We start from the raw sequence: 23,186 nt of genomic DNA, 5'->3' as shown, positions 1-23,186 counted from the left end.
GCCTGCAGCAACGCTCGCGTGCAGCGACGCGCGCCCACCCCTCGTCCGTCGCTTCCGCGCTGACCAGCGTGCGATGCACCAGCGCGCCCACCGCCAGATCGAAGATCAGGTCGGCTGTGCGGGTCACCTCCCCGGGGTTCTCTCCGGGGGCGGCTCGCGCTCTGACGGGCGGACGCGGAGGCCCGGCGGGGACCCGTTCCCGCCGGCCCTCCGCGTTGCGCCGTTGCGCCGATACCTCTGACGAGGTCTCATGTGGATCGGTCCTCCTAAGGCGAAGAGTCGATGACGCGCTGTCAGGGGGCGGAGCCGGTGGAACCCGAGGCGGGGTCTATGCGAGTAGACACCGTCGCGCATGATGACCGGAACATGCCATAACGACAAGGCTCGGCGCCGCACGACCGGCGAACTCCTGTGGTTCTGCCGGGAGGGCGACCGGTGCGTGCCGTACGGCCTCAGGTGCCGGCCCCGGTCGCCACGAGCCCGCCGAACAGCACCGCGGCGAAGCGCCGGGCCCAGTCCTCGTCCACGGGCTCGGCGCTGACCAGGGTGCGGTGGACCACCGCGCCCGCGACCATGTCGAAGATCAGGTCCGCCGAGCGCGAGGCGGCCTCGGGGTCCGTCTCGGGGGGCAGCTCCCCGCGTGACGCCGCGCGGGCCCGGCCCTGGAGGACCAGGCGCTTCTGACGGTCGACGATCGAGGTGCGGATGCGTTCGCGCAGGGCCTCGTCGCGCGTCGACTCCGCCACGACGGCCATCAGGCCGCTCTTGGCCTCGGGGCGGTCCAGGATCGCCGCGAACTGAAGCACCACCCCCTCGATGTCCGCCACGAGGCTCCCCCGGTCGGGCAGCTCCAGCTCGTCGAACAGGGCCGTCACCGCGTCCACCACCAGCTCGTTCTTGCCCGACCAGCGGCGGTAGAGCGTGGTCTTCGCGACTCCCGCGCGGGTGGCCACGTCCCCGAGCGTGAGTTTCGACCAGCCCAGCTCGACCAGCGCCTCCCGCGTCGCCTCCAGGATGGCGGCGTCCGCGGCGGCGCTGCGGGGGCGCCCCGTGCGGGCGGCGGACGTGCTGCGCTGCATATCGGTGACCCTATCCGCCGCTGCGGTTTCCGGCCGTATGCGTGCGTTGTGTGAAGTGGTGAGGGAGATCACCCGCGTACGGGCGACGGTGACCCCCGCGTGCAGTTACGCTACGACTCGTAGCGAAAGCGCGTCCAAGCGGCGCGCCGAGCAGCGACGACCACTGGCGCCGGGTGGGGACCCGGCGCGGACCACGACCGGCGGGCACGGCTTTCACGGCGCTTTTCACAGCGGCGTTTCGGAGGGGGGAGGATGTACTCATGCAGCCACGGAACATGTCCATGAGCGGAGTCGTCGACCTCGCCGCGGTGAAGGCCGCCCAGGAGGCCAAGACGAAGGCGGAGCAGGCGCGCGCGCAAGCGGCCCGGCAGGGCGGGGGAGGGGCGGTCTCCCCGGCCGACCTCGTCATCGACGTCGACGAGGCGGGGTTCGAGCGAGACGTCCTGCAGCGCTCCAACGAGGTGCCGGTCGTCATCGACTTCTGGGCCGAGTGGTGTCAGCCCTGCAAGCAGCTGAGCCCGATCCTGGAGCGGCTGGCCCAGGAGTACAACGGCCGCTTCGTGCTCGCCAAGATCGACGTCGACGCCAACCAGCTGCTGATGCAGCAGTTCGGCATCCAGGGGATCCCGGCGGTCTTCGCCGTCGTCGCCGGCCAGGCGCTCCCCCTCTTCCAGGGAGCCGCCCCCGAGCAGCAGATCCGCGCGACCCTCGACCAGCTCGTCCAGGTCGCCGAGCAGCGCTTCGGGCTGACCGGTCTTGCGGTCGACCCCGACGCCGAGCCGGGAGCGGCGCCGGTGGCCGCCGAGGTTCCGGCGGGCCCCCATGACGCGCTCCTCGAGGCGGCGGCCCAGGCCCTGGACGCGGGCGACCTGGGCGGTGCGATCCAGGCGTATCACAACGTGCTGAGCGACGACCCGGGCAACGCGGAGGCCCGACTGGGCCTCGCACAGGCCGAGTTGCTCCGGCGTGTGCGCGATCTGGACCCGCAGCAGGTGCGCAAGGAGGCCGCGGAGAAGCCCGGCGATGTGGCGGCTCAGGTGGCCGCGGCGGACCTGGACCTGGTGGGCGGCCATGTGGAGGACGCACTCGGCCGGCTCGTCGAGACCGTGCGCCGCACGGCGGGAGAGGACCGGGAGGCCGCGCGGTTGCGGCTGCTGGAACTCTTCGAGGTGGTCGGTGCCGAGGACCCGCGAGTGGCGGCGGCGCGCCGGGCGCTCGCGCGGGCTCTGTTCTGACCAGTTGCTAAACGCCAGGGCGTGTGATGCCCGGGTGAAGGTTTGACGCCAGGGGCGCATCGCGGCCGCGCTTTACCAAATCTTGGTAATCGCGGCCGCCGTTACTTGGAGTAAGTCGGGCCCCATGTTCTGTCGGGTTCTGTCCGCACTTCAACCGTTTCATCATCTCCTTTTGGGGCACGAAGAGTTGCCGAACGAGACCGGGGGGTCGTTGTTCGGTTATCCGGCCGTTACTAGTGAGTAACGAACCCCCTTGCGGGGGCGGCGAGAATGCACCACGATCGGCCACGCTCGGTCCATCGCCGTACCCGACAGCCAGCCGGGGCAACGGGATTTCGTGGGTCCCCACCGGGCAGGAGCCGACGGCAGTGGCGCCGGCTCCTGGACAGGGGGGTCTCCGCCCCGGCGGAGCCTGTCCGGCAGGTTGTGCGTGATGCGTGTCAGGCGCGACCAGTGGTTGTCGCTCGGGGGTGATCGCCGGTGATTCGGGCGCGGTTCGCGCCTCCGAGCGCGGGCGCTCTCCTTCCCGAGGACGTAGCACTTCTCCCATCCCTGCCCGGCTGAGCCGCCGATCGGTAGCGAGCTGGGTCAGGAGATGTACGTCCGAGAAGGAGGAATTATGGAGTCCCAGGTGCGTGGCGGGACCAGATGGAAGCGGTTCGCTGTGGTCATGGTGCCCAGCGTCGCCGCGACGGCAGCGATAGGCGTGGCCCTGGCGCAGGGCGCTCTCGCGGCGTCGTTCAGTGTGTCGGGGCAGTCGTTCAAGGTCACGGCCGACGAGCTGCACGGCCAGGGCTTCGCGCAGTACGGAGCGATCGACCCCGGCTACACGCTCTCCGGCACGAAGACCGCCCACCCGGTGGCGGTCTCCTCGTTCAAGAGCGCGACGATCAAGAACCTGTGCCAGTCGGTCGTCACTCCGAACGTCCCGCTGTTCGGGTCCGTGGTTCTGCGGCTCGAGGCGGGCAACAGCAGTGACGAGAAGGCGCAGGTCTCGGCCGACCACCTCTACATCGATGTCCAGGACCTTCAGACGAAGGACAACGGTCACGAGCAGGGTCGCGCCGTCTTCCACGGCATCGACATCGGTGTGGCCGCCGGTGACACGGCCGAGGGCAAGGGTGGCAAGGGGCCGGGCATGAAGGGCGGCAACGAGCAGGCCAGCCCGTACGGCTTCGCCCAGCAGGCCACTTCGGCGGACCTGTACGGGGTGCAGCAGACGGCGTGGGCGACCACCGCCGGAACCTTCACCCTGCCGGGTCTGCACATGTCGCTGTCGACGGACCCCAAGACGGCCGAGTGCTACTAGGCACTGCCTTGGGCATTGCCTGACGGGCGGGGGGAGGCCTGTGGCGCCCCCCGCCCGTCCGCTCTTCGGCCACAACTTCACACACCCCCCACATCACCACCGCACCACCACCCACAGCAACGCTGTACCAGGGAGCTGTTTTCCATGAGCGCCGAGAATCCTGCTGCCGCACGCGGCCAGTTCACCCGCCGGAGGCTGCAGTTCCGCGACTGGCGGGGCACCCGGCCGTTCTGGGCCGGCCTGTTCGTCCTGCTCGCCGGCTTCCCGATCATGTACTTTCCGTACGCGCATCTCCAGGTCGGGCACCTGACGGTGGCGATGGCCACCACCGCGGGCTCCGGCTCCCTGATCATCGGTGTGCTGCTCGTCGTCCTGGGGTTCAGCCTCTGGTTTCAGCAGCACATCCGCACCTTCGCGGGCGTAGCGGCGATCCTGCTGGCGTTGGTGTCCCTCCCGGTGTCCAACTTCGGCGGCTTCATCATGGGCTTCCTGTTCGCCCTCGTCGGCGGCGCGATGGCCGTGTCCTGGGCGCCGGGCGTCCCGCCCGTGGAGCAGCCGGCCCAGGCGGAGGCAGCGGGCGACGGCGGTGCCCCTCAGGTGGCCCCGGACGGGGTGAACGAGCCGCAGGACCTGACCAAGACGACCCCGGTCAACGGGACGAACGGGAGGCACAGTGCCGGCTGACGAGGTGACCCACGGGACGGACGTGGACGCGTCCCGTGCGAGAACCGGGCCGCGCCACGCGGCCCCGAGGAAGCCGCTGTTCACCAGGTTCCACGTGCCGGCGGGCAAGGCGATAGCCCTGGCGGCGATGCCGACGGCGGTCCTCATGGGAATGGGGCTGACGTCCACGCTCGCCCGCGCGGACGATCACGCGTCGTCGAAGACCATGACGGCCGACGAGTACCAGAAGTGTGTCGAGGTTCTGGACAAGTCCAAGGGCTCGAAGGACTCCAAGGACGCCTCGGCCACGCCGTCGCCGTCCGCCTCGGCGAGCGCGTCGAAGTCCGCCGGCACGACCGAGCCGGCACCCTCGGCCACGTCGGACAAGGCGCCGGACAAGACGTCGGACACCAAGCCGGGCACGTCCTCTTCGTCGGATTCAGGTTCCGACGACAAGGCCGCGCCCGCGCCGTCCGCGTCCTCCGCGAGCGGATCCGGTACGTCGGCGGGCGGGGGTTCCACGCCGAGCCCGTCGGCCTCCGCGAGTCACGGCGGCGTGCTGGACGACCTCGGCAACGCGATCAAGGGCATCCTCACGCCCGGCGGCGGCTCGTCGGGGACGACGGATGCGAGCGCGACGCCGTCGCCGTCCGCGACCCAGGACACCACGGGCACCAAGGCCACCAAGGACAGCAGCGGCACGTCCTCCACGTCCTCGTCGTCCTCCGTCACCAAGACGGCCAAGAAGGTCACCGACACGGTCAAGGACACCGTGAAGGACACCACGGACACGGCGACGAAGGCGGCCTCCGACGCCACCAAGTCGGCGGACGACGCCCTGAAGTCGGCGGAGTCCGCGACCCCGAGCCCGTCCGCGAGCTCCAGTCCCTCCGCGGACTGTGTCGCGGCCACCGACGACGAGGGCGGCGTCGAGAAGATCACGGCGCTGCCCGACGCGCCCTGGCACCTCCAGGCCAGCTCGCTGACGCTCAAGGGCGCCGACTACCAGGGCATCGTCAAGGTGCGCACCGCCAATGGGACAGTGAAGAAGGTCCTGAAGTACGTGATCTCCGGTGGCACGGACATCGGCGACCTTCACCAGCTCGTCGACGGCCAGAAGGGCGAGACGTACCACGTCCAGGCGGCCAAGGGCTCCACGTCCACCATCACCGGCGGCAAGACGGTGATGTACACCGAGAGCATCTCCGGCAATCTGCTGGGCCTGATCCCGGTCACGTTCAGCCCGGACAACCCGCCGCCGCTGAACATCCCGCTCATCTACTTCACCAACGTGAAGGTCACCCAGGCCGGCCAGTTCGGCGGCACGCTGACCGTCCCCGGCATGCACCAGTACGTCACCGGCGGGAGCTGAACACCCTCAAGACCTTTCCGGGAGCCGCAGGAGTCAGGGCCCCGCCGGTACGACGACACCGGCGGGGCCCTGACGTATGCGACGCGGCCGGCTGTCGCTGAGGGCGCCCCCTGGCACAGGAGGCGCCCTCAGCGCCGTACAGCCGTCGTCAGGACGTCAGTTGCGGCGGCCCTCGCCCAGGTGGTGGACGCGGACCATGTTCGTGGTGCCGGGGACGCCGGGCGGGGAGCCGGCGGTGATGACCACGATGTCGCCGTCGTTGAACCGCTTGAGCCGCACCAGGTGCTGGTCGACCAGCTCGACCATCTCGTCGGTGCTGTTCACGAACGGCACGACGTGCGACTCCACGCCCCAGCTCAGGGTGAGCTGGTTACGGGTGGACTCGTCCGTGGTGAACGCCAGGATCGGCTGGCAGGCCCGGTAGCGGGAGAGCCGGCGAGCGGTGTCACCGGACTTGGTGAAGGCGACCAGGCCCTTGCCGCCCAGGAAGTCCGCGATCTCGGCCGCCGCGCGGGCCACCGAACCGCCCTGCGTCCGCGGCTTCTTGCCCGGGACCAGCGGCTGGAGGCCCTTGGAGAGCAGCTCCTCCTCGGCGGCCTGGACGATCTTCGACATCGTCTTGACCGTCTCGATCGGGTACGCGCCGACGCTCGACTCGGCCGACAGCATGACCGCGTCGGTGCCGTCCAGGATGGCGTTGGCCACGTCGGAGGCCTCGGCGCGGGTCGGACGGGAGTTGGTGATCATCGACTCCATCATCTGCGTCGCCACGATCACCGGCTTGGCGTTGCGGCGGCACAGCTCGATGAGCCGCTTCTGCACCATCGGGACCTTCTCGAGGGGGTATTCGACGGCCAGGTCGCCGCGGGCGACCATCACGCCGTCGAACGCCATCACGACGTCCTCCATGTTCGCCACCGCCTGCGGCTTCTCCACCTTGGCGATGACCGGGACGCGGCGCCCCTCCTCGTCCATGACGCGGTGGACGTCCTTGACGTCGTTGGCGTCCCGCACGAAGGACAGCGCGACCATGTCGCAGCCCATGCGCAGCGCGAACCGCAGGTCGTCGATGTCCTTCTCGGACAGCGCCGGGACGTTCACCGCCGCGCCGGGCAGATTGATGCCCTTGTGGTCGGAGATGACACCGCCCTCGATGACGATCGTCCGCACCCGGGGGCCCTCGACGTCCAGGACCTTCAGCTCGACGTTGCCGTCGTTGATCAGGATCTGGTCGCCCTTGGAGACGTCGCCCGGCAGGCCCTTGTACGTGGTGCCGCAGATCGACTTGTCGCCCGGGACGTCCTCCGTGGTGATGGTGAACTCGTCACCGCGCACCAGCTCGACCGGGCCCTCCGCGAAGGTCTCCAGGCGGATCTTCGGGCCCTGAAGGTCGGCGAGGACGCCGATGGCCTTGCCGGTCTCGGCGGACGCGGCACGGACACGGTCGTACCGGCCCTGGTGCTCGTCGTGGGTGCCGTGGCTGAAGTTGAAGCGGGCGACATTCATGCCGGCTTCGATCAGCGCAACGAGCATCTCGTGGGAGTCGACCGCGGGGCCGAGAGTACAAACGATTTTCGAACGGCGCATGGGGCGATCCTATCGGTTTGTTTCGGCGCGGAATATTCCGGCTGGCGGAAAATACAAATGGGCGGGCCGGCGCTCAGGCGAGAGCGCGCCAATTGTTCACTTGTCCATTCCCACCAGTGCGTATGTCTGCCTGGCGATCTCCAGTTCCTCGTCCGTCGGCACCACGGCGACCGCCACCCGCGCCGACGGGGGCGAGATCAGCCGCGGCGCGTCACCGCGTACGGCGTTCAGGCCGTCGTCCACCGCCAGGCCCATCTCCTCAAGGCCCGCCACGGCGGCCCTGCGCACCGGGACCGCGTTCTCGCCCACGCCCGCCGTGAAGGCGACCGCGTCCACCCGGCCGAGTACCGCGTAGTACGCGCCGATGTACTTTTTCAGCCGATGGATGTAGATGTCGAAGGCGAGCCGTGCCTCCCTGTCGCCCTCGTCGATCCGGCGCTGTATCTCCCGCATGTCGTTGTCGCCGCAGAGACCGAACAGACCGCTCCTTTTGTTGAGAAGAGTGTCGATCTCGTCCATGGACATTCCGCCGACCCGCTCCAAATGGAAGATGACGGCGGGGTCCAGATCGCCGGAGCGCGTCCCCATCACGAGCCCCTCCAGCGGGGTGAGCCCCATGGAGGTGTCCACGCACCGCCCACCCCGGACCGCCGAGGCGGACGCCCCGTTGCCCAGGTGCAGCACGATGACGTTGACGTCCTCCGGCGCCTTGCCCAGCAGTTTCGCGGTCGCCCGGGACACATACGCGTGCGAGGTCCCGTGGAACCCGTAGCGCCGTACCCGGTGCCGGTCGGCGATCTTCGTGTCGATCGCGTAGCGCGCCGCCGACTCCGGCATCGTCGTGTGGAACGCGGTGTCGAAGACGGCGACCTGCGGCAGGTCCGGCCGCAGCGCCATGGCGGTGCGGATCCCGGTGAGGTTGGCCGGGTTGTGCAGCGGCGCGACCGGGATCAGCCGCTCGATCTCGGTGAGCACGGCGTCGTCGATGACGGTGGGCTCGGTGAAGAACATGCCGCCGTGCACCACCCGGTGGCCGATCGCGGCCAGCTCGGGCGAGTCGAGACCCAGCCCGTCCTTGGCCAGCTCCTCGGCGACCGCCTTCAGTGCGGCCTGGTGGTCGGCGATCGGCCCGTTCTGCTCGCGGGTGTCGCCCGTGGCGAGCGCCGTGTGCCTCAGCCGGGACGTCTGCTCGCCGATGCGCTCGACGAGACCGGCGGCCAGCCGGCTGCCGTCACCCATGTCCAGCAGCTGGTACTTCACCGACGACGAGCCGGAGTTGAGGACGAGGACGCGGGAGGGACTCACTGGGCGGTCGCCTTCTCGTGGGGGGTCTGGGCCTGGATCGCCGTGATGGCGACCGTGTTGACGATGTCCTGGACGAGGGCGCCCCGGGACAGGTCGTTGACGGGCTTGCGCAGGCCCTGCAGGACCGGGCCGACGGCGATCGCGCCGGCCGAGCGCTGCACGGCCTTGTAGGTGTTGTTGCCGGTGTTGAGGTCCGGGAAGATCAGCACGGACGCCTGCCCCGCGACCTCCGAGCCCGGCAGCTTGGTCGCCGCGACGGTCGGCTCGACCGCGGCGTCGTACTGGATGGGACCCTCGATCCGCAGATCGCCGTGGCGCTGCCGCACCAGCTCGGTGGCCTCGCGCACCTTGTCGACGTCGGCGCCCGAGCCGGAGGTGCCGGTGGAGTACGACAGCATCGCGATCCGGGGCTCCACGCCGAACTGCTCGGCGGTGGTGGCCGACTGGATGGCGATGTCGGCGAGCTGCTCGGCGTTCGGATCGGGGTTGACCGCGCAGTCGCCGTAGACGAGCACCCTGTCGGCGAGGCACATGAAGAACACCGAGCTGACGATCTTCGCGTCGGGCCTGGTCTTGATGATCTCGAACGCGGGCCGGATGGTGGCGGCCGTCGAGTGCACGGCGCCGGAGACCATGCCGTCGGCCAGGCCCTCCTGGACCATGAGGGTGCCGAAGTAGTTCACATCCGCGACCACGTCGTACGCCAGCTCCACGGTGACGCCCTTGTGGGCGCGCAGCCGGGCGTACTGCTCGGCGAAGGCGTCGCGCAGCTCGGAGGTGGCCGGGTCGATCAGCTGTGAGCCGCCGAGGTCGATGCCGAGGTCGGCGGCCTTCTTGCGGATCTGGTCGACGGGTCCGAGCAGGGTGAGGTCGCACACGCCGCGGCGCAGCAGCACCTCGGCGGCGTGCAGCACACGCTCCTCGGTGCCCTCCGGGAGCACGACCCTGCGCTTGTCGGCACGGGCCTGTTCGAGCAGCTTGTTCTCGAACATCATCGGCGTGACCCGGTCGCTGCTCGGGGCGGACACCCGGGTGAGGAGGTCGGCGGTGTCGACGTACCGCTCGAAGAGACCGAGCGCCCGCTCCGCCTTGCGCGGGGTGGCCGCGTTCAGCTTCCCCTCCAGGGAGAAGAGCCGGGCGGCGGTGGGGAAGCTGTTGCCGGACACCGAGAGCACCGGGGTGCCCGGGGCGAGGCGGGCGGCGAGGGTGAGGATCTCCTCGCGGGGCACCTCGTTCAGGGTGAGCAGCACCCCCGCGATCGGCGGGGTGCCGGCGCTGTGCGCCGCGAGCGAGCCGATGACGAGGTCGGCGCGGTCGCCCGGGGTCACCACCAGGCATCCCGGGGTCAGGGCGCCCAGGAGGTTCGGCAGCATGGCGCCGCCGAAGACGAAGTCGAGCGCGTCCCGGGCCAGCCCCGAGTCGTCGCCGAGGAGGACCTTGGCGTCGAGGGTGTGGGCGATCTGGGCGACCGTCGGGGCCGAGAGGGCGGGATCGTCGGGGAGGACGTAACAGGGCACGGGCAGCCGGGAGTCCAGCCGCTCGGCTATCTCGTCCCGGTCGTCGCGGGCGACCCGGTTGACGACCATGGCGAGGACGTCGCAGCCCCGCCCGTGGTACGCGCGGTAGGCGTTCCACGCCTCGGCCCGCACGGACTCGGTGGTCTGCTCGCGCCCGCCGACGACGGGGATCACGGACGCCCCGAACTCGTTGGCGAGCCGGGCGTTGAGGGACAGCTCGTCCGGGAGCTGGGTGTCGGCGAAGTCGGATCCGAGGACGAGGACGACGTCGTACGCGCGGGCCACGGCGCGGAACCGGTCCACGAGGGCCGACACCAGCTCGTCCGTCCCGCGCTCCGCCTGGAGCGCGGACGCCTCCCGGTAGTTCATCCCGTACACGGTCGCCGGGTCCTGGGACAGCCGGTACCGCGCACGCAGCAGCTCGAAGAGGCGGTCGGGTCCGTCGTGGACGAGCGGGCGGAACACGCCCACCCGGTCGACCTGCCGGCTCAGGAGCTCCATCACTCCCAGCTCGACGACCTGGCGGCCGTCGCCGCGGTCGATCCCGGTCACGTACACGCTGGGCGTCACGCGTGCTCTCCGTTTCGTCTCTCGGGTGGGGTCGTTGACCGTTTCTGGGGGTATTTGTTGGGTTCCGCGGCGCGCGAAAATCCACCGCGAGGGGGACCAGAACCCTCTTGACAATACCCTTGGGGCTGGATAAAGCGCCCGTCAGGTCCCGGGGCCGGAAGGCGGCGGGAGCCGGCGAGGGTGGGCGCGGCACCGGCCTGTGGAGCGTGAAAGAATCGGATTGGCTCACCGGTACCAAAGCGAGCAGGAGACACAGCACGATGCGCATCGGAGTCCTCACCGCGGGCGGCGACTGTCCGGGCCTGAACGCAGTGATCCGGTCCGTCGTCCACAGGGCGGTGGCGCAGTACGGCGACGAGGTCATCGGCTTCGAGGATGGCTACCGAGGCCTGCTGGAGGGCCACTACCGCAGCCTCGACCTCGACGGCGTGAGCGGCATCCTGGCACGCGGCGGCACGATTCTCGGCTCTTCCCGCCTGGAGCGCGACCGGCTGCGCGAGGCGTGCGAGAACGCCTCGGACATGATCCGCGACTTCGGGATCGACGCCCTCATCCCGATCGGCGGCGAGGGCACGCTCACCGCGGCGCGCATGCTCTCGGACGCGGGTCTGCCCGTGGTCGGCGTGCCCAAGACGATCGACAACGACATCTCGTCCACGGATCGCACCTTCGGCTTCGACACCGCGGTGACCGTGGCCACCGAGGCCATGGACCGTCTGAAGACCACGGCCGAGTCCCACCAGCGCGTGATGGTCGTGGAGGTCATGGGCCGCCACGCCGGGTGGATCGCGCTGGAGTCGGGCATGTCGGCCGGCGCCCACGGCATCTGTCTGCCCGAGCGCCCCTTCGACCCCGCCGACCTGGTCAAGATGGTCGAGGAGCGCTTCGCCCGCGGCAAGAAGTTCGCGGTGATCTGCGTCGCCGAGGGCGCGCACCCCGCCGAGGGCACCATGGACTACGGCAAGGGTGAGATCGACCAGTACGGCCACGAGCGCTTCCAGGGCATCGGCACGGCACTGGCCTACGAGCTGGAGCGGCGGCTCGGCAAGGAGGCCAAGCCGGTCATCCTCGGCCACGTCCAGCGCGGCGGCACGCCGACCGCCTACGACCGGGTGCTCGCGACCCGCTTCGGCTGGCACGCGGTGGAGGCGGCGCACCGCGGCGAGTTCGGCATGATGACGGCGCTGCGCGGCACGGACGTGGTGATGGTGCCGCTGGCGGAGGCGGTGACCGAACTGAAGACGGTGCCCAAGGACCGGATGGACGAGGCGGAGTCGGTCTTCTAGGAGCGGCTGGGATACCGGCCGCGTGCCGGCCGCCCGGCGGTCTCAGGCGGTGCTCCTCTCGACCGTGGACCAGAAGGTCCCGACGATGTGGTCGAGATAGTCGCGGCCGGCCTCCTCGGAGTCGGCCGCGGCCGCCGTGGCACCCCAGTTGAGCGTGGCGACCATCTGCCCCTGGTAGTCGGCGTGCATCTCCTCCAGGACGTCCTCCAGGAGATGGCGGTCCAGGGACAGCAGCTTGCCGAGCGGGCGGACGTACGCCTGCCAGCGGGTGGTGACCGCGCCGCGCAGCAGTTCGGCGAGCCGGCCGTCGCGCCCGGTCACCGTGATGAAGTCGGGCAGGGTCAGCTCCAGCACCTCGGCGAGGGCGGCGGACTGCCGGTCGTTGCCGCGCCACTCGCCCGCCTCCTCCATCCTTACGTAGACGAGGAGTTCGAGCCCCACGGCGCGCGCGACGTCCTCCTGGGCGAGCCCGCGCGCGACGCGGTGCTCGCGCAGGGTGCGCGGCGCGCCGATGAGTTCACCGGGGGAGCACCACAACATGCCCGCCAGCGCGGTGAGTTCGGAGGTGCTCGGGGCGGTGATGCCGCGCTCCCAGGCGATCACGAGATCGACGGTCACATAGGGGAGCCCGTACGAGGAGCGCATGCCGTAGGCGACATGCTCGGGCCGCATCCCGAGCGCCGCCCGCAGTCTCCGGGCGGCCAGGGCGTTGAACGGCGGGGTGGGCGGGGTGGGCGGCTGCGACTGCGGTCGGTGCACGCGCACAACGTAGGGGCGCGTGGACTGCGGTGACTACGGTCTGTTCGGCCACACTCACGGATTGTAGGAACATACGGTTTCGGCCGTCAGAGGTTTGACGGCCGGTCCTCCGGTCGGGGGCGCCGGAGGGGCCGGGCGGCCCGGGCAGGGTGGTGATCCCACGGGCGGCGCGGAGGGTGTCGGGCAAGGTGACGGGGCATATGCGTGGCCGCGACCGCAGCCGCCTCCGGTGATCACGGAACGGACGGGACGGCCGGGGGAGCACCCGGGCGGGCGAACACAGGGGCTGATACATGAGGGCAAGGCGGGTGACGGGGGCTGGGGAGGAGTGGCCGGGGCGGCGCGAACCTGTCGTTGCCGGGCGGCCCGGGCAGGGTGGTGATCCCACGGGCGGCGCGGAGGGTGTCGGGCAGGTGACGGGGCATAAGCGTGCCCGTGACGGGACGGAGGGGCCGTCGAGGCCTACCCCGCACACCTGGGGATCCGCGTGGAGTCCGGCGACCGGTACGCGGACGGCCGGACGGACGGACGGCCGAACACTCGGCGCACTGGCGGACGTCTTCCAGGACGCACACCGCCTGGACCGGGTCGCACCGCCCTGCTCCTGGCCGCCAGGGCCTTCGCCCGGGCGGGCGGCTCCGCCCGGGCCGCCGAGACCCGGGACCGGGCCTCGGCGGCCGCTCAGCGTGGCCGCCCCGTCTCCCGGATCCACCGGTACACCAACTCCGGTCGCCCCACCTGCCCGTACAGCGGACTGCGACCGGCCCGGCCCGCCTCCACCAGATGCTCCAGATAGCGGCGGGCGGTGATCCGGGAGATGCCGACGGCCTCGGCGACCCCCGCCGCCGTCAGACCCTCCTCGCGGTCCCGCAGCACACGCGTCACCCGCTCCAGCGTCGGCGCGCTCAGCCCCTTGGGCAGCGCCGCCGGTCCCGGCGCCCGCAGTGTGGCCAGCGCCCGGTCGACCTCCTCCTGGCCACTCGCCTCACCCGCCGCGCCCCGGAACTCCGCGTACCGCACCAGCCGGTCCCGCAGCGTCGCGAAGGTGAACGGCTTCAGCACGTACTGGACCACCCCCAGCGAGACCCCCTCCCGCACCACCGCCAGATCCCGCGCCGACGTCACCGCGATCACATCCGCGTGGTAGCCCGCCGCCCGCAGGGAGCGCGCCAGGTTCAGGCCGTGCACATCCGGCAGATGGAGATCCAGGAGCAGCAGGTCCACGGGGGTGCGGTCCAGCAGGCGCCGCGCCTCCGCGCCCGTGTGCGCCGTGCCCACCGCTGTGAAGCCCGGCACCCGGCCCACGTACATCACATGGGCGTCGGCCGCGACCGGGTCGTCCTCCACTACGAGGACGCGGATGGGCTCGCTCATACGTCACCTCCGGGCGGGGCGGGCTCAGGGCAAACCCCGGGAACCTCCCCGGCCGCCCCCGAATCCGCGGCCGTGTCCGCCCCCGAAGCCGCCCCCACGGTAGGCAACGGGATCCGCGCCTCGAACTCGGCCCCGCCTCCCGCGGCCTCCGACACCGTCAGCGTGCCCTTGTGGCGGCGTACCGTCTGGCGGACCAGGGCGAGGCCGAGCCCCCGGCCGCCGGGTGCGGCGGCCGGCTTGGTCGACCAGCCGCGCCGGAAGACGGCCTCCGCGTGCGCGGGATCGACCCCGGCGCCCGTGTCCGACACCCGCAGGACCAGCTCGGCCCCGTCCACGCGCGCGGTCACCGTCGCCCGGCCACCCTCCGAGCCCTGTGCCGCGTCCACCGCGTTGTCGATCAGATTGCCGAGGATCGTGACCAGATCCCGGGGCGGCAGGGACGGCGGCAGCAGCCCGTCGTCGATGCGGCTCGCCTCGGAGACCACCAGCTCGACGCCCCGCTCGTTGGCCTGCGCCGCCTTGCCGAGCAGCAGGGCCGCGAGCACCGGCTCGTTCACGGCGGCGACGACCTGGTCCGTGAGGGTCTGCGCCAGTTCCAGTTCGGCCGTGGCGAAGTCGACGGCCTCCTCCGCGCGGCCCAGTTCGATCAGCGAGACCACCGTGTGCAGACGGTTGGCCGCCTCGTGCGCCTGGGAGCGCAGCGCCTGGGTGAAGCCGCGCTCCGAGTCCAGCTCGCCCATCAGCGACTGGAGTTCGGTCACATCGCGCAGCGTGACCACCGTGCCCCGGCGTTCGCCGCCGGAGACCGGGGATGTGTTGACGACCAGCACCCGCGTCGCCGTCAGATGGACCTCGTCGACCCGGGGCTCGGAGGACAGCAGCGCGCCCGTCAGCGGGGCCGGCAGCCCGAGGCCGGCCACCGAGCGGCCCACCACCTCGCCGCTCACCCCGAGCAACTCCTGGCCGCCGTCGTTGATCAGCGCCACCCGGAACCGGCCGTCCAGCATCAGCAGGCCCTCGCGCACGGCGTGCAGCGCGGCCTGGTGGTAGTCGTGCATACGGCTCAGCTCGGTGGCGTTCATGCCGTGGGTGGTCCGGCGCAACCGCGCGTTGACCACATAGGTGCCGACGGCGCCCAGGGCCAGGGCCCCGCCCGCCACCGAGACCAGGGTCGTCACCTGTTCCCGGAGCCGGGCCGAGACGGTGTCGACCTTGATGCCCGCGCTCACCAGGCCGACGATCCGGCCGCCGTCGCGAATGGGGGTGACCGCGCGGACGGACGGACCCAGGGTTCCTGTGTAGGTCTCGGTGAACGACTCGCCCTTCAGCGCGCGGGCGGTGTGGCCGAGGAAGCGCTCGCCGATCAGCGACGGGTTGGGGTGGGTCCAGCGGATGCCCTGGGGGTTCATGATCGTGACGAAGTCGACGCCGGTGTGCCGCTGCACCTGGGACGCGTACGGCTGGAGCGTCCGTGTCGGGTCCGGGGTGCGGATCGCCGTCCGCACCGAGGGGGCGTCCGCGACCGAGCGGGCCACCGCCATCGCCTGCCGGCCGGCCGCCTCCTGGGCCTGGCCGCGGTCGCTGACGTAGGAGAAGAGGGCGTACCCGGCGACGAGCACCGTGATCAGCACGGCCTGCATCGCGAAGAGCTGGCCGGCCAGGCTGCGGGGTCTCGGGAGTCTGGGCACGCGCATGCGTTCAGTCTGCCTCGCGGGTCCGGCCCGGCGTCGAGGGGTGCGACCCGCGGGACGGCAGGGGATTCGGGGGTGCGACCCGCCGGACGGCAGGGGATTCGGGGGTTCGCCCGCCGTAGGGGAGGGGCTTCCGGTGTGCCGCCCGCCGTACGGGAGGGCTCCGGTCCGCCCGGGACGCACGCGGGCCGCCCAGGCCGCCGTATAAGCGTGAACTAAATGAACGGAAGGGTGACCGCCCTCACACGGCGGGAGATAGTCACCGCATCCCCGGGAGCAAGACGCCTCCCGGTCGTCGGGGGTATGCCTTCCGGCCACCGGGGGAGACCGCTCCCGGTTTCCCCGGACGTGAGCCGCACGCCGGATGATCCGACGACGTCGTCGAGGAGGGCAGCCGTGGCCAGCACACCCCGAACGGCACCTGCCGCGCCCGCAGCCAGGCGGGACCGTACCCACTATCTCTACCTCGCGGTGATCGCCGCGGTGGCCCTCGGTATAGCCGTGGGGTTCGCCGCGCCCGATTTCGCCAAGGAACTGAAGCCGCTCGGTACGGGCTTTGTGAGCCTGATCAAGATGATGATCTCGCCGATCATCTTCTGCACGATCGTGCTCGGTGTCGGCTCCGTCCGAAAGGCCGCCAAGGTCGGCAAGGTGGGCGGGCTGGCCCTCGGCTACTTCCTCGCGATGTCCCTCGTCGCGCTCGCCATCGGCCTCGTGGTCGGCAATGTCATCCACCCCGGCAGCGGGATGCATCTGACGGAGGCCGTGAAGGGCGTCGGGCATGCGCAGGCCAAGGCCGCCGCCGAGGGACCGGTGGACTTCCTGCTCGGCATCATCCCGACCACCATGGTGTCGGCCTTCACCCAGGAGCAGGTACTCCAGACGCTGCTCGTCGCGCTGCTCGTGGGCTTCGCCCTCCAGGCCATGGGAAGCGCCGGCGAGCCGGTCCTGCGTGGCGTCCAGCACATTCAGAAGCTGGTCTTCCGGGTGCTCGCGATGATCATGTGGGCCGCCCCGATCGGTGCCTTCGGCGCCATGGCGGCCGTGGTCGGCGAGACCGGCGTGGACGCGCTGAAGGCGCTGGCCACGATCATGGTCGGGTTCTATGTCACCTGTCTGCTGTTCGTCGGGATCGTGCTCGGCGCGCTGGTGCGGGTGGTGGCCAAGGTCAACATCTGGCATCTGCTGAAGTACCTCGGCCGTGAGTTCCTGCTGATCGTCTCCACCTCCTCCTCGGAGTCCGCGCTGCCGCGGCTCATCGCCAAGATGGAACATCTGGGCGTCAGCCGTCCTGTCGTCGGCATCACCGTGCCGACCGGCTACTCCTTCAACCTCGACGGCACGATGATCTACCTGACGATGGCCTCGGTGTTCATCGCGGACGCGCTGGACCAGCCCCTGGGCATCGGACAGCAGATCGGCCTGCTGCTGTTCATGATGGTCGCCTCGAAGGGCGCGGCCGGTGTCTCCGGTTCCGGCATCGCCGTCCTGGCCAGCGGACTCCAGTCGCACAAGCCCGCCCTGGTGGACGGTGTGGGCCTGATCATCGGCATCGACCGGTTCATGAGCGAGGCCCGCGCCGTCACGAACTTCGCGGGCAACGCGGTCGCCACCCTGCTCATCGGCACCTGGACCGGAGAGGTCGACAAGGAGCGGGTGCGGCGGGTGCTCGCCGGCGAGATCCCCTTCGACGAGCAGACCCTGCTGGACGAGGACGGCGCCGCGGCCCCGGTGCCCGAGCAGGGCGGCGACAAGGAACTGGCCAAGGCCTGAGGCCGAATCGCCGTCCTCGTACCCCCAGTCCTCGTACCCCGTCCTCCTGTCCCCGTCCTCCTGTCCCCGTCCTCGTATCCCCGCCCCCGTACCCCGTCCCCGCATCCCCCTTGTTCCCCGTACTCGGGGCGGCCGGCCCGATGCCGTCGCCCACACCAGCCTGGTCGGCGCGGTGATCCCCGCCGTGGGGACCAGGCCGGCCGGGGTGCTGCCGCCGGGCAGCTGGGATGCGGCCGCCGTGCGGGGGGAGAATGAGGAGCGCGAGCCCGAGGCCGCCGGAACCCGCTGATCCGTCGCGGAACCCCCGGCCCTGCGCCTACGTCTCGTAGTACATGCACGACCGTGCCGTGCCGGACCGACCGGCACGGCGCCTTTGTCCGGGAGGCACGGGGCATGAAGATCGACTGGGACCGGCGCACCTGTGCGCGCCGCGGGCACGTGACCTACGCGCCCGACGATCCCCGGCTGCGGGTACGGCTGCACGCCCGGACCGCGCTCGGGGACGTGTGGCGCTGTCTGCGCTGTGGCGACTTCGTGCTCGGCGAGCCGCACGGCACCGGACCGGCCTCCGACGCACCGCTCGTGCCGCGCGGCAAGGTGCTGCGCGACCTGTTCATCCTGCGCTTCCTGGCGGTCGAACGGGCCGTGCGCGGCGTGTTCATCGTGCTGGTCGCGGTGGCCGTGTGGAAGTTCAGCAACAGCCAGGACGCGGTGCGGCGGCTCTTCACCGAGTACCTCGACGTGCTGCGGCCCGTCTTCCGGCACTTCCACTACGACCTCGACCACTCACCCGTGGTCGGCACCATCCAGAAGGCCTTCGGCTACCGGCACTCCACGCTGCTCCTGGTCGCCGGGCTGCTGCTGGCGTACGCGCTGATCGAGCTGGTCGAGGCGGTCGGGCTCTGGTACGCCAAGCGCTGGGCGGAGTACCTGACGGTCGTCGCCACCGCGGCCTTCCTCCCCCTGGAGGTCTACGAACTCACCGAGCACGTCAGCGGGCTGAAGATCGCCACGCTGGTCCTCAACATCCTCGCGGTCCTCTACATCGCCCTCGCCAAACGGCTGTTCGGGCTGCGCGGCGGGCGCAAGGCGTTCGACGAGGAGCGGCACAGCGCCTCGCTCCTCGAGGTGGAGGAGTCGGCGGGCCTCGAGGTCAGCGTCTGACCTGAGACCGGCTCGCGGCCGGGCTGCTGAAGGCCGTGCGGCAGCCCGGCTCGACGTTCGGGGTCGCCCTGCTCGGCAGTGTGTTCTTGGCCCGGGGCGCCGGGGCCGCGTCCGCTGCGGTGGCCGGGCTGCCGGTGGCCATCGGGGCGGCCGCCGCGCTGATGACGTCCGGGCCGCATGGCGCCGGACGACGGCGCGCGGCCCGGCGGGCGCTGCTGCCGCCCGGCTGGCGGGGCCGCCCCGCGCGTGCCGCTGCCGCCGCCCGGCCGAGGTGTTGCCTTGACGTCGGCGTCAAGGGCTAGCGTCGGGCGCATGCGAATCGGCGAGCTGGCGGCGCGGGCCGGGACCACCACCCGGGCCCTGCGGTACTACGAGTCACGGGGTCTGCTGACCGCGCGGCGCGCGGGCAACGGGCACCGCACCTACGACGAGCGCGATCTGAAGCTGCTGCGGCAGATCCGGACCCTGCGGGACTTCGGGTTCGACCTGGAGGAGACCCGGCCCTTCGTGGAGTGTCTGAGGGCCGGGCACCCCGAGGGCGACTCCTGCCCGGCGTCGCTTGAGGTCTACCGTCGCAAGCTGGACGAACTCGACGCGCTGATCGGCGAGTTGAACGCCGTGCGGGCGCAGGTCGGGGCACAGCTCGCGAGGGCGGAGCAGGCGCGCGACGCGCTGGCGGCCGAGGCTGAGGTTCCGGGCGGTCCGGAACCGGTGTGCGAGCTGGGAGGGCGACAGCGGTGATCAAGGCGGCGGGTGTGGCCGAGGTGACGGACGCGGACTTCGAGGAAGAGGTGATCGGGGCGGAGCTGCCGGTGCTGGTGGAGTTCACCGCCGACTGGTGTCCGCCATGCCGGCAGATGGGGCCGGTGCTCAGCGCCCTGGCCGCGGAGGAGGAGGGACGGCTCAAGGTGGTGCAGCTGGATGTGGACACCAATCCGGCGACGACGAACGAGTACAAGGTGCTGTCCATGCCGACCTTCATGGTGTTCCGCGGCGGTGAGCCGGTGAAGGCGATGGTGGGAGCCAGGCCGAGGCGACGGCTGCTGGAGGAGCTGTCCGACGTGCTCTGACCTGGTCCGCAACAGAGAAATCCCCCGGGGCAATTGTGCCCGGGGGATTTCTCTGCGTATATTCAATGATTCGCGACTTCATTTGCATGCGGGTCGCGGAGAAGTTCAGTGAGCACAGTATATCGGGTCGGGAGCGGAATTGTCAAACACCGAATTTCCGGACGATGAATTGCGGCATGAGCAGGAATTCATCGACGGGCTGTACGCGCGGGTGGACGCGTTGCGCGGCGACACCGAGACCTCCGTCGCGGACGCGCTCGCGCAGGGTGACAAGCCCATGCAGGCCCGGCTGGAGCGGGACATCCTCGTGGCCGAACGCTCGGGGCTGCTGGCGGCGCTGAACGCCGTGGACGGCTCGCTCTGCTTCGGCCGTATCGACCTCACCTCCGGGGCGAGCCACCACATCGGGCGCATCGGGCTGCGCGCCGACGACGCGGAGCGCACGCCCATCCTCGTCGACTGGCGGGCCGAGGTCGCGCGCCCCTTCTACCTGGCCACCGGCCACACTCCGCTGGGCCTGCGCCGGCGCCGGCACATCGGCACCGACGGGCGCCGCGTCACCTCCCTGCACGACGAGATCCTCGACCTCGCCGACCACGAGCGCACCGGCCACGAGGACCCGTCCGGTGACGCCGTGCTGCTGGCCGCGCTCACCTCCGCCCGCACCGGCCGGATGAGCGACATCGTGCAGACCATCCAGGCAGACCAGGACCGCATCATCCGCGCCCCGCACCGGGGCGTGCTCGTGGTGGAGGGCGGCCCCGGCACCGGCAAGACAGCCGTCGCCCTGCACCGAGCCGCCTATCTGCTCTACGAGCACCGGGAACTGCTCGCCCGCCGCGCCGTCCTCATCGTCGGCCCGAACCCCGCCTTCCTCGGCTACATCGGCGAGGTGCTGCCCTCCCTGGGCGAGACCGGCGTGCTGCTGGCGACCGTCGGCGAACTGTTCCCCGGCGTCAGGGCCACCGCGACCGACACACCCGAGGCGGCCGTCGTCAAGGGCCGCGCGGAGATGGCCGATGTCCTCGCCCGGGTCGTCAGCGACCGCCAGGCGCTGCCCGACCCGGTCATCGCCATCGAGCACGACCGGGACGTGCTGCTGCTCGACGACGGGCTTGTGAACATGGCCCGCGAGCGGACCCGCGCGGCGAAACTGCCGCACAACGTCGCGCGCGAGCACTTCGAGGGCCATATCCTCAACACCCTGACGGACATGGTTGCCGAGCGGATCGGGACCGACCCCTACGACGGCTCCAACCTCCTCGACGCGAGCGACATCACCCAGATCCGCGACGAGCTGGCGGAGAACCCCGAAGTCTGGTCGGCGATCGAGCGGTTGTGGCCGCGGCTGACTCCGCAGCGGCTGGTCGCGGACTTCCTCGCCGACCCGGAGGGATATCTGTCCGACGAGGACGCGGCCGCCGTCCGCCGCCCGGTCACCCGGGTCTGGACCGCCGCCGATGTGCCGCTGCTCGACGAGGCGGCCGAACTCCTCGGCGAGGACGACCGGCCGGCGCGCGCCCGCGCCGAGCGCGAGCGGGAGAACCAGGTGTCGTACGCGCAGGGCGTGCTGGACGTGTCGTACGCCTCCCGGACCTACGAGTTCGAGGACAAGGAGGAGGACGACCCCGACGGGTCCGAGGTCCTGTCCGCGCACCACATCATCGACGCGGAGCGGTTCGCCGAACGGCACGAGGAGGCGGACCACCGCAGCGCCGCCGAACGCGCGGCGGCCGACCGCACCTGGGCCTTCGGGCACATCATCGTCGACGAGGCACAGGAGCTGTCACCGATGGCGTGGCGGCTGCTGATGCGGCGCTGCCCGACCCGCTCCATGACACTGGTCGGGGATCCGGCGCAGACGGCCGAGGCCGCAGGAGTCGGCTCCTGGTCGGGGATCCTCACGCCGTATGTCGACAACCGTTTCGAGCACACGCGCCTCGGCGTCAACTACCGCACACCCGCCGAGATCATGGAGGTCGCGGCGGCGGTCGTACGGGCCGAGCACCCGGACTTCGAGCCGCCGAGTTCGGTGCGGTCCACAGGGGTACGGCCCTGGGTGCGCGCCACCGACGACCTGCCCGGCGCCGTGGCCGAGGCGGTCCGGGAGCTCACCCCCTCCGAAGGCCGGCTCGCGGTGATCGCCCCGCGCGATCTGCACCGGTCGCTCGCCGCGCGGCTGGACGGGGTGACGGCGGGGGCGGAGCCCGATCTGACGCGGACCGTCGTCCTGCTCGACCCGCGCCAGTCCAAGGGGCTCGAGTTCGACTCCGTGCTGGTGGTCGAGCCCGGCCGGTACGGCACGAGCGACCTCTATGTGGCCCTGACCCGGGCGACCCAGCGGCTGGGGATCCTGCACCGGGACCCGCTGCCCCGGGCCCTGGCCGAGGCGCCGACGGCGTAGGTGCGGGTGCCCGCCTCCGGGGGCCGCCGCCCCCGGAGGCCCCCGCGGGACCTCACGCGTCAGGCGGGCCGCAGCCACACCGTCGCCAGCGGCGGCAGCGTCAGCCGGATGCTCGCCGGGCGGCCGTGCCAGGGGGTGGGCTCCGGCTTCAGCGGGTCGGGGTTGTGGACGTCGCTGCCGCCGTAGCGCGCGAGGTCGGTGTTCAAGGCCTCGTGCCAGGCCGGCACATCGTCCGGGACGCCCAGTCGGTAGTCGTGGCGGACGACCGGTGAGAAGTGGGACACGGCCAGCAGGGGCGTGCCGTCCGTGTCGAAGCGCAGGAACGCCAGGACGTTGTCGTCGGCCGCGTCCCCCGTCACCCACTGGAACCCGGCCGGTTCGGTGTCGCGCTGCCACAGCGCCGGAGTCCCGCGGTAGACCGTGTTCAGGTCGCGGACCAGATCGCGTACGCCCCGGTGGTCGGCCGCGGCGCCGTAGCCCGGGTCGAGCAGCCACCAGTCGGGGCCGTGCGCCTCGGACCATTCGGATCCCTGGGCGAACTCCTGCCCCATGAAGAGCAGTTGCTTGCCCGGATGGGACCACATGAAGCCCAGATAGGCACGGAGGCCGGCGCGCTGCTGCCACCAGTCGCCGGGCATCTTCGACACCAGCGACCGCTTGCCGTGCACCACTTCGTCGTGGGAGATGGGCAGGACGTAGTTCTCGCTGTACGCGTACACCATCGAGAACGTCATCTCGTGATGGTGGTACGTGCGGTGGACCGGCTCATGGGCCATGTACTGAAGCGAGTCGTGCATCCAGCCCATGTTCCACTTCAGGCCGAAGCCCAGCCCCCCGAAGCCGCTCGGGCCCCGGTGGTGCGTGGCGCGGGTGACGCCGTCCCAGGCGGTCGACTCCTCGGCGACGGTCACCACACCCGGATTCCTCCGGTACACCGTGGCGTTCATCTCCTGGAGGAACGCCACGGCGTCCAGGTTCTCCCGGCCGCCGTGCTCGTTCGGCCGCCACTGGCCGTACTCGCGTGAGTA

At 71.2% G+C, this 23,186-nt stretch carries 19 protein-coding genes; 11 read left to right on the top strand and 8 right to left on the bottom strand.

Annotated elements, in window-relative coordinates; translation table 11 throughout:
* Positions 1-452: 452 nt before the first annotated feature.
* Positions 453-1,079, bottom strand: coding sequence for a TetR/AcrR family transcriptional regulator (locus ACIP94_RS15505; protein ID WP_402425026.1), 627 nt, complete (start codon positions 1,077-1,079; stop codon positions 453-455).
* Between the two features lie 260 nt (positions 1,080-1,339).
* Between ACIP94_RS15505 and ACIP94_RS15500 the strand changes: the two genes are divergently transcribed.
* From ACIP94_RS15500 to ACIP94_RS15485, 4 genes are all read left to right on the top strand, one after another.
* A complete protein-coding gene (locus ACIP94_RS15500) occupies positions 1,340-2,314 on the top strand; it encodes a tetratricopeptide repeat protein (RefSeq protein WP_402425023.1) in 975 nt (324 codons plus the stop codon).
* A 619-nt stretch (positions 2,315-2,933) separates the two neighbouring features.
* Positions 2,934-3,623, top strand: a complete 690-nt coding sequence (locus tag ACIP94_RS15495; RefSeq protein ID WP_402425020.1) for a DUF6230 family protein — start codon at positions 2,934-2,936, stop codon at positions 3,621-3,623.
* 144 nt (positions 3,624-3,767) lie between these two features.
* Complete coding sequence (locus ACIP94_RS15490) at positions 3,768-4,307, top strand: DUF6114 domain-containing protein (RefSeq protein WP_402425017.1); 540 nt, start codon at positions 3,768-3,770, stop codon at positions 4,305-4,307.
* A complete protein-coding gene (locus ACIP94_RS15485; RefSeq protein ID WP_402425014.1) occupies positions 4,297-5,658 on the top strand; it encodes a hypothetical protein in 1,362 nt (453 codons plus the stop codon). The genes ACIP94_RS15490 and ACIP94_RS15485 overlap by 11 nt, the downstream gene beginning before the upstream one ends.
* 156 nt (positions 5,659-5,814) lie before the next feature.
* Here the strand turns inward: ACIP94_RS15485 and pyk are convergent, their stop codons facing one another.
* From pyk to pta, 3 genes are all read right to left on the bottom strand, one after another.
* Positions 5,815-7,245 carry a pyruvate kinase gene (gene pyk, locus ACIP94_RS15480; RefSeq protein WP_402425011.1) on the bottom strand — a complete coding sequence of 477 codons (1,431 nt, stop codon included), beginning with the start codon at positions 7,243-7,245 and terminating at the stop codon, positions 5,815-5,817.
* A gap of 96 nt (positions 7,246-7,341) precedes the next feature.
* Positions 7,342-8,550 carry an acetate kinase gene (locus ACIP94_RS15475; RefSeq protein ID WP_402425009.1) on the bottom strand — a complete coding sequence of 403 codons (1,209 nt, stop codon included), beginning with the start codon at positions 8,548-8,550 and terminating at the stop codon, positions 7,342-7,344.
* Positions 8,547-10,637, bottom strand: coding sequence for a phosphate acetyltransferase (gene pta / locus ACIP94_RS15470; protein WP_402425007.1), 2,091 nt, complete (start codon positions 10,635-10,637; stop codon positions 8,547-8,549). The genes ACIP94_RS15475 and pta overlap by 4 nt, the downstream gene beginning before the upstream one ends.
* 260 nt (positions 10,638-10,897) lie before the next feature.
* On the opposite strand from pta, the gene ACIP94_RS15465 reads away from it, so the two are divergent.
* Entirely contained in the window at positions 10,898-11,923 is a 1,026-nt protein-coding gene (locus ACIP94_RS15465; protein WP_402425004.1) for an ATP-dependent 6-phosphofructokinase, read from the top strand.
* A 42-nt stretch (positions 11,924-11,965) separates the two neighbouring features.
* Here the strand turns inward: ACIP94_RS15465 and ACIP94_RS15460 are convergent, their stop codons facing one another.
* From ACIP94_RS15460 to ACIP94_RS15450, 3 genes are all read right to left on the bottom strand, one after another.
* Positions 11,966-12,595 carry a helix-turn-helix domain-containing protein gene (locus ACIP94_RS15460; protein WP_402425693.1) on the bottom strand — a complete coding sequence of 210 codons (630 nt, stop codon included), beginning with the start codon at positions 12,593-12,595 and terminating at the stop codon, positions 11,966-11,968.
* Positions 12,596-13,363: 768 nt separating this feature from the next.
* Positions 13,364-14,056, bottom strand: a complete 693-nt coding sequence (locus ACIP94_RS15455) for a response regulator (RefSeq protein ID WP_402425001.1) — start codon at positions 14,054-14,056, stop codon at positions 13,364-13,366.
* Positions 14,053-15,750, bottom strand: a complete 1,698-nt coding sequence (locus tag ACIP94_RS15450) for an ATP-binding protein (protein ID WP_402424998.1) — start codon at positions 15,748-15,750, stop codon at positions 14,053-14,055. The genes ACIP94_RS15455 and ACIP94_RS15450 overlap by 4 nt, the downstream gene beginning before the upstream one ends.
* A 393-nt stretch (positions 15,751-16,143) precedes the next feature.
* Between ACIP94_RS15450 and ACIP94_RS15445 the strand changes: the two genes are divergently transcribed.
* The 6 genes from ACIP94_RS15445 to ACIP94_RS15420 all read left to right on the top strand — a co-directional run bounded on the left by ACIP94_RS15445 (position 16,144) and on the right by ACIP94_RS15420 (position 22,158).
* Positions 16,144-17,520 (top strand): cation:dicarboxylate symporter family transporter, encoded by a 1,377-nt coding sequence (locus ACIP94_RS15445; protein WP_402424995.1) that lies wholly within the window; start codon positions 16,144-16,146, stop codon positions 17,518-17,520.
* Between the two features lie 393 nt (positions 17,521-17,913).
* On the top strand, positions 17,914-18,684 hold the full coding sequence (locus tag ACIP94_RS15440) for a DUF2127 domain-containing protein (protein WP_402424992.1): 771 nt from the start codon (positions 17,914-17,916) through the stop codon (positions 18,682-18,684).
* A gap of 35 nt (positions 18,685-18,719) precedes the next feature.
* Positions 18,720-18,986, top strand: a complete 267-nt coding sequence (locus ACIP94_RS15435; protein ID WP_402424989.1) for a hypothetical protein — start codon at positions 18,720-18,722, stop codon at positions 18,984-18,986.
* Positions 18,987-18,996: 10 nt separating this feature from the next.
* Positions 18,997-19,425 (top strand): MerR family transcriptional regulator, encoded by a 429-nt coding sequence (locus tag ACIP94_RS15430; protein WP_402424986.1) that lies wholly within the window; start codon positions 18,997-18,999, stop codon positions 19,423-19,425.
* Positions 19,422-19,754 carry a thioredoxin family protein gene (locus tag ACIP94_RS15425; protein WP_402424983.1) on the top strand — a complete coding sequence of 111 codons (333 nt, stop codon included), beginning with the start codon at positions 19,422-19,424 and terminating at the stop codon, positions 19,752-19,754. The genes ACIP94_RS15430 and ACIP94_RS15425 overlap by 4 nt, the downstream gene beginning before the upstream one ends.
* Before the next feature lie 139 nt (positions 19,755-19,893).
* On the top strand, positions 19,894-22,158 hold the full coding sequence (locus ACIP94_RS15420) for a HelD family protein (protein WP_402424980.1): 2,265 nt from the start codon (positions 19,894-19,896) through the stop codon (positions 22,156-22,158).
* Positions 22,159-22,217: 59 nt separating this feature from the next.
* Here the strand turns inward: ACIP94_RS15420 and ACIP94_RS15415 are convergent.
* A partial coding sequence (locus tag ACIP94_RS15415; protein WP_402424977.1) for an alpha amylase C-terminal domain-containing protein occupies positions 22,218-23,186 on the bottom strand: 969 nt, incomplete at its 5' end.

The sequence above is a fragment of the Streptomyces sp. NPDC093261 genome, assembly GCF_044753645.1.
Classification (GTDB): domain Bacteria; phylum Actinomycetota; class Actinomycetes; order Streptomycetales; family Streptomycetaceae; genus Streptomyces.
Note: the sequence above shows the minus strand (reverse complement) of the source record. Positions and strands in the feature narration are given on the sequence as shown.